Annotated in this window: 8 protein-coding genes; 2 read left to right on the top strand and 6 right to left on the bottom strand. The window is 47.6% G+C overall.

The window, feature by feature from the left end; all coding sequences use genetic code 11:
* Nucleotides 1–31 precede the first annotated feature (31 nt).
* Together BBD42_RS09415 and BBD42_RS09410 are read right to left on the bottom strand one after the other, a co-directional pair.
* Entirely contained in the window at nt 32–808 is a 777-nt protein-coding gene (locus BBD42_RS09415; protein WP_099517919.1) for a class B sortase, read from the bottom strand.
* 129 nt (nt 809–937) lie between these two features.
* Complete coding sequence (locus BBD42_RS09410) at nt 938–6,919, bottom strand: DUF7601 domain-containing protein (RefSeq protein ID WP_216364925.1); 5,982 nt, start codon at nt 6,917–6,919, stop codon at nt 938–940.
* Nucleotides 6,920–7,164: 245 nt separating this feature from the next.
* On the opposite strand from BBD42_RS09410, the gene BBD42_RS09405 reads away from it, so the two are divergent.
* Nucleotides 7,165–7,413, top strand: coding sequence for a hypothetical protein (locus BBD42_RS09405; protein WP_099517918.1), 249 nt, complete (start codon nt 7,165–7,167; stop codon nt 7,411–7,413).
* Here BBD42_RS09405 and BBD42_RS09400 read toward each other — a convergent pair.
* From BBD42_RS09400 to BBD42_RS09385, 4 genes are all read right to left on the bottom strand, one after another.
* On the bottom strand, nt 7,403–9,274 hold the full coding sequence (locus tag BBD42_RS09400; protein WP_237163428.1) for a methyl-accepting chemotaxis protein: 1,872 nt from the start codon (nt 9,272–9,274) through the stop codon (nt 7,403–7,405). The two genes, BBD42_RS09405 and BBD42_RS09400, sit on opposite strands and share 11 nt — an antisense overlap.
* Nucleotides 9,275–10,042: 768 nt before the next feature.
* The gene (locus tag BBD42_RS09395; protein WP_099517916.1) at nt 10,043–10,888 is read right to left on the bottom strand and encodes an SDR family NAD(P)-dependent oxidoreductase; all 846 of its coding nucleotides are present in this window, start codon (nt 10,886–10,888) and stop codon (nt 10,043–10,045) included.
* Between the two features lie 18 nt (nt 10,889–10,906).
* On the bottom strand, nt 10,907–12,091 hold the full coding sequence (locus tag BBD42_RS09390; protein ID WP_099517915.1) for an MFS transporter: 1,185 nt from the start codon (nt 12,089–12,091) through the stop codon (nt 10,907–10,909).
* Between the two features lie 30 nt (nt 12,092–12,121).
* On the bottom strand, nt 12,122–12,379 hold the full coding sequence (locus tag BBD42_RS09385) for an Atu4866 domain-containing protein (RefSeq protein WP_099517914.1): 258 nt from the start codon (nt 12,377–12,379) through the stop codon (nt 12,122–12,124).
* A 209-nt stretch (nt 12,380–12,588) separates the two neighbouring features.
* On the opposite strand from BBD42_RS09385, the gene BBD42_RS09380 reads away from it, so the two are divergent.
* Nucleotides 12,589–13,503 carry an AraC family transcriptional regulator gene (locus BBD42_RS09380; RefSeq protein WP_099517913.1) on the top strand — a complete coding sequence of 305 codons (915 nt, stop codon included), beginning with the start codon at nt 12,589–12,591 and terminating at the stop codon, nt 13,501–13,503.
* Nucleotides 13,504–13,522 lie beyond the last annotated feature (19 nt).

The raw sequence follows: 13,522 nt of genomic DNA, 5'->3' as shown, positions 1-13,522 counted from the left end.
AGCAGTTTGATTTCGTGTTTCAACATCGTCATTAACGCTTTCGGGCAACCACCGCTAACCGGCCGTTTTCGGTCGAGTACTCGCACGTGGACAGCACAATAAGCTTGTCGCCATATCGGGCTGTTACTCCAGTATCAAAAAGAGCGAGTTCTTTGATGTTCTGAACATACGAATCGAACTCGGCGGGCGTACTTACATTCTCAATCTGGTAGTATTTAAAAACGGTGTCCGATTTGCGATAAACTTTTGAAAGAATAACAGCAACGATCTCATACTCTTCCTGTTCGTAAAGCGTGCTGAACTGGAACGTAGCATGCTCTTTATAAAAGCTTTCGTTCTTGTACTTCATTAAATCTTTAAACATCCAGCCGCTTTTCATGTGATGTCCATGAATCAGCAAAATGTCCGAGCCGTTGGTCCGACTATGCGCGTCCAAAAATGGGAGGCCGCCTTTGTTTTCCTTTTTATCGAAATCATGATTGAGATAGAACTCCGCATCCTGTTGATTCTGCATGACTGGGTACTCAATTCGGGTGCCGTCCATGTTCAGCCAGCCGACGATGTCCGGGTTCCTCTCGTAAAGCCCTCGAAATTCGGGAAGCATGACCGGCACATTTGCCTTATTGAACAAAAGGGAGGGGAATGCATCCCCTCCGACTTTGTCCGACCCTTCTTCCCAAACTTTTGTCAGCTCTTTGAGTTTCTGCTGCTCAGCATAATCACGCAGGAGAGTTCTCCCGGCACTAACGAAAGAAAATACCAACACAAGGAAGGAAACGGCGATAAGAATTTTTTTAGTTTTGCTCATTTTCTTACCGCCTTTCCGGTCACTGGATGTGCTTTCTCTTCTTGTTACCGAGTAGACAGAACCCGATCGTCATTAAGGACATCAGCGCCAAAGCCATATAGAAGATTGGCGGTACGCTGTTGTCTCCGGTCATTGGGGCATCGTCCAGCTCGTTGTTGCCGTTGCCGGTTCCGCTGTTGCCGTTGCCGGTTCCGCCGTTGCCGTCGTCGGTTCCGCCGTTGCCGTTGCCGGTTCCGCCGTTGCCGTTGCCGTTGTCGGTTCCGCCGTTGCCGTTGCCGGTTCCGCCGTTGCCGTTGCCGGTTCCGCCGTTGCTGTTGTCGGTTCCGCCGTTGCCGTTCCGGTTGCCGTTGTCGGTTCCGCCGTTGCGTTGTCGGTTCCGCCGTTGCCGTTGTCGGTTCCGCCGTTGCCGTTGTCGGTTCCGCCGTTGCCGTTGTCGGTTCCGCCGTTGCCGTTGCCGGTTCCGCCGTTACCGTTGCCGGTTCCGCCGTTGCCGTTGTCGGTTCCGCCGTTGCCGTTGTCGGTTCCGCCGTTGCCGTTGTCGGTTCCGCCGTTGCCGTTGCCGGTTCCGCCGTTGCCGCCGTTGCCGCCGTTGCCGTTGCCGCCTGTTTCGCCGTTGCCGTTGCCGCCTGTTCCGCCACCGGAACTGATCGGCTTCATTGGCACATCATATTTTACAATGTCAAAATCGACAGAAATCGTATCACTCCTGTGCGTCTCGTATCCGTCCTTCGTTACGATCAGATAGTAATCCGCTTCAGGAAACACCATGTACGCATAGAAGCCATTTGCATCGCTATCCTGCTCCGGGCTCTCATTGTCGTGCGGCGGGAAATTCGGAACCGCAGGAAGCGTTACTTTCGTATCCGGGATGCGGCCTTTATCTCTATTCCGCTGCGTATCCGCATAATACAATGTCACTTTGGCTCCGTCAATTTTCTTGCCAGTGGTGGCATTTCCTGTCGTTTCATCATAAACCGTACCGTAAGGGTCAACCAATTCCTCGGAAATATTCAACTCTCCGTTAGCTTTCACGTCCAGTTGCGTCACTTTGAGGAGCAGTTCCTCGCCTGTCACAGCTGTATAGCGAACTTCCATTGTGTACTTCTGCTCGCTTAGCCCTTCCACGGAGAAAGTTCCGTTTGAAGCCATCGGAAACGCCTTGGGACGACCGTTCTCCATCAAATAATTGCCGTGCTGGTCCTTCAAATAGATATGCATCTGGCTGGTAAACGAATCGTTGAATAGCTCTTTCGCTCCATCCGGCTGCTTGAACAGAACGATCCCTACTGCCGTAATGTCCGCTGGAACGGTCTCGCCTGTCACGCTGCCGTCCACATTTGCTTTTTGCGTGAATTCTACAGGGACATCCTTCCCGCCTACCTGATACCTCTTCGTATATGTGATCGTATAGTCGGTATCCGCTGTGACTGGGACCGAATATTCGCCCTTCTCATTCGTCACCACCTGAAGCTCCTTGCCTGTCTTCAGATCGGTCACTGTAACGGGCGCATTCGGAATAGCTTCTCCTGTGTTGTTGTCACGCAGTACGCCTTCCAGATACGGGCGGGTATTGACAAAGTGTGCTTCGGCCACTTTTTTCTCCGGAATGGTGCCTGTGCGAACGAGACTTTCGGGATCCGTCACATAGCCGTCATTCGTATAATCATCTTGGGTCACCTTATACTGGAGACCTGTCGGAAGACCTTGCACAACGAGCGTCTGGCCATCTGCAAGCTCGAAGGTCTCTCCGCTCTTAATAGCGCCCTTGCTGCCGTCCGACTTCTCATAGGAGTAGGATTCACTTGCTCCCTCGCCTGTGAAGGTGACCGTATACTTGAACGGCTTCTGTTTGTCCTCGTCTTTGCCTTTAATTGTATTGCTAATTAGCAGTCCGCCCTTCAAGACTCGCAGGTTCGTGTACGGGGCAGCTTCATCTTTACCCTCCATGATTCCGGTATAATACCGTTCCTCAGGAATGGTCACGTATTCTTCGGCTGTGTATTCCTTCTGGGTAATGGTGTATTTCAGACCCTTAGGCAGATCCAAAATATCCAGTGTCTCTCCATCCTTGAGCCTGAAGGTATCAAGGGACTTGATCGTTCCGGTGCTGCCGTTCGATTTCAAGTAAGCGTAGCTTCCATCCTTGCCTGCATCCTCAAAAATGACCGTGTACTCGAACTCCTTCGTCTTGTCGCCGCCGTTGCCCATGACCGTATTGCTGACGGTCAGCTTGTTAACGGTTCGCTCATTGATGAAGTCCGCCTTGTGATCGCCTTTATTCACGATTGTTCCGGACAGCTCTCTCGTCTCCGGCGTGGTGGTATAACCGTCAACGCTCGTATAATCGGCCTCCGTTACGGTATAGACCAGATCCGCAGGCAATGTAGGGAGCGTCAGAAATTCTCCGTCCTTGAGGGTAATCTTGTCTCCATTCTTAATCATGCCAGACGTATTATCCGACTTTTGATAGGCGTACTCTCCGTCCTTGCCTTCGCCAGTGAAGGTCACGGTGTATTCAAAAGTCTTGGAAGAGTCGCTGCCGTTCCCTTCCACCTTATTGCTGATGGTCAGCTTTCCTTGCGCTGGCGTAGGCACGACCAACGGATTATCAGAGGTTACCTTCACGCCGTCTACCCAGATGGGCTTTCCAGGCGTATTCCCGACGTAAACCTGATAAATTCTCGTAGTTGGCAACCATGTCGTGGTATCAATATAAGTTTCTTTCAACTCATAATACCCTGGATCTGGGAATAGCAGATTAAGCTTCCCTCCGCTATCGGTTGTTCCTTTAGCGACTTGAGTTCCGTCGCCTTTCTTATAGAGTGTGAACTCTACGTCTTTTAGCGGATTGTTGTCGGGATCTACCTTTTTCAGGGGCAGCAGGGCATTGGAGCTTGAACTGCCAGCTACGTCTGAACTGTCCAGCGTGCTTTCGCTTTTGGCACTGACAGATTTCAGCTTATCATCGCCCATCAGCTTTACCTCGTTGCCCATTTTGTCGCCAGCTCTCGCTTTAGTTGGGTCAACCTCGGTTTGGTACACAAACTGGTAAAACTTATTAGGATTGTCCATTTTGAATAATAGAACCGTGGTGCCGTCCTCGCCCGGCCCGGCTTCCACCTGAACCTCAGCATTCGGATCGCTGAGATTCAGTGCAGCACCGTCTCGTTCAAGAGCACCGCCGGCAGTCAGTTTAGCAGGATAGACTGCCATACTAGGCGCTGTGAGCACAAGCTTTCCGTTTACTTCATAGCGCAGATTCATACCTGCACCTAGGGTATCCTGTAAATAAACACCCTGCTCCATGTTGAATGGCGGGGTATAGTTTACCGTCCACTCCAGCACCCCTGGAACTGGCTTAGTTACCGACTTGCCCAGAGTTTGAATAGGTACAATAACTTTGCGCTGTTCGGTGAGAATCTTCTCTTCTCCGCCCCATGTCATATGGAGGTCGGCTTTGTTATACAGCACCTGCTTGTCTGTGCCGTTGGTGGTGTATTCCTCTAAATATTTCTCCAGAGCCGCATTGGAAGGTCTCGCCTTAACCAAAATGACATAAGGGCTTTCCAACTTGGAAAAGGTAAAGGTGCCTTTATTGCCGCTATGGGAGAAGCTCGCCACATGAGCAGAACTGTTTGGCTCGATGATTGACACGGCGTTATTCCGGACCCCATAGCCAGTGCCGCTGACATTATCCGAGTAGCCCTTATAGAGTTCATAGTCCTTTCCTTCTCCAAAAGGAACGAATTCCCAGCCCTCGGGCAAGGTATCCACCAGCTTCACATTGGTAATGACCCGACTCCCGCCGTCTTTCGCCATTTCGACTGTGTTGTAGCCCGGCATATTGACGCCTAGGCGGAAGGTGACCGTCTTAGTTATCCGGTCATAACCAGCCAAGGTGTATGCGTCACCGCTTGATGAGTTGTCATAACCGATATAGCGTTGAACGTTGTTCGGAGTATACCAGGTGTCAGCCGTCCCATCCCCCTTAATAGGGTAGGATGCCGTAAGCATATCCTTGTTCAGCATACGCAGGTGAAGGTTGGCGTTGTTTTGCGCTTGTTTTACGGTTTCGCCGTCAATGAGCAAAGCCCGATTCCAGATCGTTTTCCCTGCGTTAATATCCTGTCTGAAGAGGACATCTGTGTTGGTCTCAAGTGAACGGAAGCTGAAGGATGCAGCTTCTTCTGTGTATCCGGTCACCTTGATTAAATCAGCCACCACTTTACCGTTAACGGTTAAAGGGATATTTTTCATGGTCAGGCTAGTTGCATTGCTCTTCAAAGTTCCCGCCTGATATTGCTTCCAAATCTGCGCAGTATTAACGTTTGCTTTGATTTTCGCAATCGTTTCCGCGCTAACCTCGCCCGTTTCATCCACGGCGTTGTCCAAGACGTTCAAATCTCCGCCATGTACCAGTACATCGTATACTGCTGCATTTGGCAGAGCATACTGTGGCGTTAAGTTAACGGTCCATGTAATGCCGCCCAGGTTATAATCCTCCATCGTAATAGCGGCTGTTTTTGTAAAAGTATGCGCCCCGATGGTGACAATCGCCTCGTCAGTTACTGCGTTAGGTCTTGTGCCCGTCATGACATCGTTGTTCTGTATGCCATTTGGTGTATCCAAATTCCAGTTGGCACGAGGGTCGATTCTAAAGCTGGAACCGCTTTTTACCTTGCTCTTAATTACTAATTCTACTTTTCCGTTAATATCCCCAAAGGAATAAACTCCGTTTGAATCTGGTGAAATTTGTGTTTCTTCAGATACAGTACCATCTACCGTAGTCTTCCATGCAGCCGATTCAAATTCCAGCCCAGCAGGTAATACATTCGTTATAGAAAAGTCCCTTAACCCTTTTTTGTTATATTGGTTAACCGTTACTTTCCAAGTAATCGTTTCATTTGGATGGTCATATGAGGCGGATGCTTGAATCCAGTCGGGAGCTACCCACGTTTCCCGCACTGCAGTGGCTTTTACACTAGTACCCGTATCCCTCAGTTCAACCTTTGGATCAAAACGCTGTCCGTTAGATCGACCGGGATCGAGTGTCACGCCCCGATATTCTTTATAATAAAAATCCTTGTTAAACCACGCTTGATACTCAACTTTTGGGTCCACTCCAGTATCTGCCGGGAAGATGTAGCTCAGCCCGCCATCTGCATCTATGGTTGGCTCTACCGTAGTGCCGTTTACCTTAAAGGAGCCTGGTACATAGGTCATACGGTAATCGGCAGGCTTCGTATAGAATGACATCCCATCTAGTGGCAGCTTGATCGTTGCATCAAGCACATCAAAAGAGGATGGAGTAGACTGGATGGTCAAATAACCATCCTGATAGGCTGGCACGGTCACATACCACCAAGTCCAGCTTCCATTCTTTGGCCAGTTGTTTCCTGTCAAGCTGATGCTGTACGCCGGCGTAACATCCGGGTTCTTTAGCTCAAACGCTCCCCCGAAAATCGAGATAGGCTTTGTATCGCCGTAATTTATCCCCGTTACATCCGAATTGGCAGTGGTTTCAAAGCCGAAGGAAACCGCTTTTCCCACACCATTGAAAAACCAATCGTCGCCATTAAAAACAATCCTAATGCTATTTGGGGTAAAATACACGGTACCAAGCTGTTTCACACCAAAATCAGTTGTAGCCATTAAGGATTTGGTAGCTGTTGGCAGCACCACTTCCCTAAAGTAGGGATCCCTGTTTAGCTCGATCGAGTCTCCCTTCTGAATGTACTTGGCCGTGTCATTTTCATCCGGCGTATTTGCATAATCCCCCTTCACCGGCACCTTGAGGCCCTCTGATTTGAGGGTAAATCCCTGTCGGCCCTGAATTGTACCGCCTGAAGCAATTTCAGCTCCCTGCGTCACCTTCAGCGGAAAGGTCGAATTAGCATCCATGAACACCACCGTTTTGTCCGTCACGGCTGCCGCCATCATTATGGAATTGTTCGGCATATCGTACACTGCCTCAGTTACTGATTGCGGTTCGTCCGCGCTTGGCGTGCTATCCGCATATGCAGGGGCAGAGAATGCCACTGTCTGCAAGACAAGCATAATGGCCAGGCAGAAAGAGAATATTGCTTTACCTATGCTGCGTTTACGTTTCAAGACACATTTCTCCTCCATTCCCAAAACTACTGCTACACTTTGAACCGAATTTGAACACTTTCTTTCCTAGTTTAAAAACCTAGCCTCTACAAAATCTCTACAATGTATATAATTTCCTTCTCCTTGTAAATTTCAATAAAAAACAACCACTGACAGACTTCAAAGCGTTAGATATAAATTGCAATAATGGCTTTCTAACATCGCATTTTTTCCTTTATATGATTGGTTAGGGGTGTGGGGTATTCATGAAGCGATCTCCGTTTTCGGAAAGAGGGCTTGTTCTAAAAGTAATAGGTTTGTTTCTAGGGGCGGTGATGGCGGTCGGCTTCTATCTGAACAATAATAATCTAATCCTTAGCGTAGTCAGATCCAATATTTATCAGCAAGACGCTTTTGTGCGAGGCGATCGTAATATTCCTTTTTTGCCGTTACTTGCGGAAAATAAAAAGGTGCCCCTACAGGCACCTTCTAATACTAAATCCATTAAAGCTTAAACTTATCCACGATCGCTTGCAGATCTACTGCCATTCGGGTCAGACGAGACGAGGAGGAAGATATATCTTCCATTGAAGCCAGCTGCTGCTGCGTTGCTGCCGATACCGTCTGTGCGCCCGCAGCAGTCGATTGAGAAACATGGGAGATGTCCCTAATTGCCTTCACTACTTGCGAAGCCCCTGTAGAAATTTGTTCAGCTGTCCCCGTTACCTCGCGAACCTGACTATCCACCTCGCCAACAGAACTCTCAATATCGGCGAATAGCCTGCCCGCCAGCTGAACGACCTTCATGCCTACGCTCACTTCGTTCGTCGTAACTCGCATTGAATTTTCTACTTCGCTAATCTCTTCACGAATCGCGACGATTAGAGCAGCGACTTTCTCCGTCGACTGCGTGGATTGCTCAGCTAGCTTCCTCACTTCTCCCGCAACTACTGCAAATCCGCGACCTTGTTCCCCCGCCCTCGCTGCCTCGATTGCTGCATTTAATGCTAGCAGGTTCGTTTGCTGGGATATAGACGAAATAGCTTCAATAATTTGGCCAATCTCCGTCGAAGTATGTACCAAATGGCTAATAACATTAGACAATCCGTCGACTGAGCCGTTTATCGAGCTCATTTGTTTCACAGCGCTTTGAATAGCTTGTCCGCCTTCCGTTGATTTCAATGAAACCTGCTCAGTCATTGCTGCAGCCGTATGCGCGCGTTCGACAATTTGCTGTATTTTACCCGAAACGCCATCAATGGTGTGTGCACTTTCGTCAACCAAGCTTACCTGCTCATTGGCACCATCCGCCATCTGCTCAATTGCACCTGCGATATGCTCCGTGGCTGCTGCGGTTTGTCCCGCGCTTGCTGATAACTGTTCTGACGAAGCTGCCAACTGAGTGGCGGAATGACCTACTTCAGATAAAACCGTTTTAAGCGAATCGACCATTAGATTAAAGGTAGCGCTAAGCTCACCAAACTCACCCTTCGACTTAACGTCCACTCGCTGGCTCAGGTCTCCCCGACTAATGATTCGTGATGTATCGGTTAGAGCTCTCAAAGGCTTGGTAATTGAACGTACGATGAAGAACATTAGGCATGATCCGATTAGCGTAAACAACACAATTACGAGCAGCGTATTGTTTAGAATAGGAGCCGCTGTACGTGTAACTTCACTTGGAGAGCGATCGCCTGCAATTTTCCAACCTGTTAATGAATTCGTAATGTAGATCAAACGCCGAGTATCCCCATCTGGAGATACCTGTTCAATTTGGCCTGACTGGTCGCTGAACATTGCCGGTGGTTGATCTGTCGTTTCAGCTGCTGTTTCCTCGAGTGTATTAGCTGTAGCAGCGGCACTATTCGTTCCTTCTGGTGCTTCTCCAACTCCCCAAGGAGGAGGAACAACGCCGAATCCATCGGAGCTAAGTATAATAATAAAGCCATTCTCTCCAATCTTTATATCACTGACGCTTTGCTTTAGCCCTTCCAAATTGAGCACGACAGCGACTACCGACTGCCCGTTACTCGCGGCCTTCGTTATAGCAACAACCGTATTTCCCGTTTCCGTCGAAGTATACGGCTCCGTAATTACGACCTGATCCTCACTCTGAATAGCTTGTGTGTACAATGTACTTTCCTTCGGATTATAATCCGGGGCAAGCTTCAGACTGCTGGGTGCATAGAGATAATCCCCGCTACTTTCAACAAGTGTGACGGCTTCAACCTCGGGGTGGTTCTGCGCATACACATTCAGCTGCTCGCCAGCCGAGTCATTCGACAGCTGCTGTGACAATGTATTTACATCAGCAATCTTTACTTGTATGTATTGATCGACCAATTTGCTAACAAGAGAAATGTCGGTTGTGGCCATGCTTTGGAGCTGATCATCCACTTTATTCTTTGCGGTTATGTAAGAAAAACCTCCAATTGCTAAGCTAGGCAGCAACAGAATAAGCATGAACGAAATAACTAATTTGTTTCGGACTGAGCCGAGCTTAAACCTAAACTTAGAATGAAATGGCTTTATAACGGGCTTCATTTAGATATCTCCTTCATCTAAAAATTGGTTACCACGATTATATTCCATTTCAAATTTTTACATATGAACCTAGACTTAAACTCCGCTGAAGAAATGCTGAAAGTTGGCCGGTTAGACAAATACTTTATATATAAACTTGTCGATAACTGGTTCGTATACTCTGGCGAGAACGGTCTGTCTCGGGTGAATCTTGATAGTAGTCAAAAAGTTGCAGTTGAGCTTTATCCGAAGAAAGAATAGTGGGAATAATACTCTTAAAGAGCTATCGGAGGGGAATTATTTTATCTGGTCGTTGGTAGTCCTTACGATGCATTTCATTGCTCCTTATGCGTAAGAAGCCAGCTTTGAGCCTGTTTTTGTAATTAAGCAATGGTCCTGTAAAAAGCAAGACGAGCCTGCCGGTAATGGCGCAGGACTCGTCTGTGGCTATGCTGCGAGGAGATACGTCGGTCAATCGTCACTGGTCCGAATCATGGCGGGCAGGCTGTTCTCATGCAGATAGGGGATCGTGATGCCGGATATCTCAAGCTCGATGCTAAAGAGATACAACAAGGCGCTGCCATGTTGGCTGCAATGAGTCTAAAATCACTGCTCCATGCATTATTCTTTAAACGAGGTAGAAAGCGTTACATCCTTGTGCTTTTCCAAGTCATGAATCACACTCTTTATTTTTTCATTTGCCGCTGCATAAGCATCGGGCCCTAAAAAAAGATGCAGCGGAGGATTGGAAGTTGCGGCCGCTTGTATCAAAACGTCAGCCGCTTTTTCGGGATCGCCCTGCTGTTTACCTGACAATTCAAGATAGCGATCAATGGAAGCCTGAGCTTTCGTATACGCGCTGATTGGATTTGGAGAGATTGCCAATGATTCTTTGGTTAGGAAGTTGGTACGGAAAGCACCGGGATAAACAACGGTGGCCGATATCCCAAACGGATTCACCTCCGCAGCCAAAGCCTCTGTAAGACCGGATACTGCAAATTTGGTAGCCGAGTAGCTGCCCCAACCGGAATAGCCGCCTTTAAAGCCGCCAATGGAGGAAATATTAAAGATGTGGCCTGAGCCGGCCTTTCGAAGATGTGGAATAGCATGACGCAATACGTTAAAAATGCTAAATACGTTAATGTCGAAATGAGTGCGTATCTCTTGATCAGTCAACGATTCAAACGTTCCTTGCTGCCCATAGCCTGCGTTATTAACGACAACGTCCAAATGGCCAAATTTGCTAATGACAGATCTGATGGCCGTTTGAACATCTTGCTCTTGGGCAAGGTCAACCTGCAACGGCAGGAAATAATCTGTTTCTTCGGTACCTACGGCTGTTTTTAGCGCATCGAGGCTTCTTGACGTTGCAGCAACCCGATATCCCTCTGCCAAAAGTTTTTGTGTGAGGGTGAGCCCTAAACCTTTAGATGATCCTGTAATGAACCAAACTTTTGGATACTTCATTTATAAAGACCTCCTGTGTCAAGTCGATTGCTGCCCGGTCATCTGAATGGATTTTTCAGATCTGGCATTTCTGCGAGATAAGATGACTGCCCAAATCGCAAAAGCAATTCCTGCAGCCGCAACCCAGGTGACGAACGTCAGTGATACTTGCTCTACGGCAATGCCCCCAATTCCAGCACCGACAGCCATGGCGAGCTGAAGTACCGAATTGTTTAAACTAAGCATAATTCCCGCAGAATCAGGAGCGAGTGCAATTAAGTGTAATTGTTGCGGAGGACCAAGAGCCCAAACCGCGAATGACCAAACGATTAACATCGGGATCAGAATAGCCGGAGAATAAATCGTTAATGCAATCATAATTAGAGCTATGCCATTAATCGATAATCCTCCGAATAGTGCGCGATGAATTCCCCATTTGTCCGTGGCGAATCCCCCAAACCTAGATCCGATCAAGCTGGCGATGCCAATAACGAATAACACTGTACTTAAGGTACTATCGCTCATCCCAGTTACCGTAATAAGTAATGGTGAAATGTAGGAATAGAAAATGGAATAGCCCACAATCCAGAAGAAAGTAACGGATAAAGCAATAACCATCTTCGGTTGCTTCAGCAGTGCGAGTTGTTTACGCAAGGGTACAGGTTCTTCCCCTTCTATTCGAGGAATCGTCAGCGAAATAATGATGATAGAAAGTAACCCAACCAATGCGATTCCCCCGAAAACGGCTTTCCAATCATAAGCAGAGGCTATAACTCTTCCAATCGGAACACCGAAAATCAAGGAAGCTGTAAAGCCCATAAGCACGGCTGCAAGAGCACTTCCTTGCTTGCCTGGCAGGGCAACCTTGGCCGCTATCGTTAGTGCGGAAACAACTGTGACACCTGCGCTTACACCCATGATGACCCGCGATATAATAAGAAGTTCATAGCCCTGCAATACATAGGCAAGCCCATTTCCTATTACAAAAAAGAATAGCGCGTAAAGCATAAGTTTTCGTCGTTCCATACGGACAGTCATAGCCATCACGAACGGTGCGCCAAAAGCGTAAGCGAGCGAAAAAACGGTAATCAGCTGACCCGCCGTCACCACCGAGACACCCATTGACTCTGCGATTTTATCCAGTATACCCGCTATGATATATTCCGATGTTCCGACTAAAAAGCTAAGAATCGCTAAGGTGTAAATTTTTAACGTACTTGACATGTTTGTTTAGTTCCTCTCTCGATATGACCTTTATTTTTCCCGATAAAAAATCATCCCTCCATGGTAGAGAATACCGTCCCGAAAATCTCCGTCAGCAGTGAATCCGGTATCATCTACATAGTCGATATGATCTCCTTTTATGGTGTAACTGCCTTGATAGGCGCTTTTCCTATTACCGCGGGCCTCGTCGTAACGTCCGTCAGGCAGAAGCTCATGACGAATGTAACCGTTCTGGGTAACCCACATACCCACATAGAATTGTTGTTCCACAATGTTTTTTTTCTCCATTTTGAATTCCTCCTTTGATTTATTGCGATTGCTTGCGAACGTATTCCTTCAATATCCTGTAGCGCAAGTAAGCTTTTCTGTAATCCAAGTATGTAACAAATGAGAGGTGATCCGGTAGCTGAATCCTGTTGAATTCTTGCATAATACTCCAAATCGTAATAAGATTGAAAACAAAGCAAAGCAAAGGAAGGGACCTGTGACGATAAAAAATGACATTGGATGGCGAGATCATTAGACAACAGAAAGAATTGGCGTACGTTATTGATCATTATAGTGAAGGAACGCATTCTACAGCTATTACTTCATTGAAGTTCATTCGCTCTAATGGAGAATCTCAACCGGTCTATTCGATCTATAATCCATCCTTGTGTATTGTTGCACAAGGATCGAAATTGATCATGCTAGGACAAGAGAGCTATCAATATAATCCAGCGTCCTACCTGGTTGCCTCCGTACATTTGCCGATTACCGGACAAATCATCCAAGCCAGTCCACAGCATCCTTACCTTAGTCTTCAACTGGATTTTAATACGGAGCAAATTGTTGATATGCTCAAGGAATTCCATTTTGAATGGAATCATAAGGAAGGTTCGAGCCGCGGCCTGATGGTAAGTAAAACTAGCCCGTCTCTTCTCGATGCTGTATTGAGGTTAGTCCGTCTTTTAGATACGCCTCAGGATATTCCTGTTCTTGCGCCTCTAATTATCCGTGAAATTCTTTATCGGATTTTAAAGGATGAACAGCGGGCTTCCATCCTGCAGTTCGCCGTGAGCGGCAGTAGTGCCCAACGGATTGCTAAAGTGATTACTCTCATTAACCGAGATTACGCCAAGCCTCTGCGTATTGATGAGCTGGCAACAGCTGCAAGCATGAGTGCATCTTCCTTGCACACTCATTTTAAAGAAGTTACTGCAATGAGCCCCATGCAATATCAAAAACAAGTAAGATTGCAGGAGGCTCGCCGATTATTGCTCTCAGATATTCCGGAAGCTGCGAATGCCGGGTTCCAAGTGGGCTATGACAGCCCTTCCCAGTTCAGCCGCGAATATGCTCGAATGTTCGGTCTGCCCCCATTAAGTGATATCAAACGTCTTCGTGATTCTTTATCCTTGCGAGACTCTTAGCCGGCTTGTTCAAATGAAC

The sequence above is a fragment of the Paenibacillus sp. BIHB 4019 genome (genome assembly GCF_002741035.1).
Taxonomy (GTDB): domain Bacteria; phylum Bacillota; class Bacilli; order Paenibacillales; family Paenibacillaceae; genus Pristimantibacillus.
This window is presented reverse-complemented; position numbering and strand designations above follow the sequence as displayed.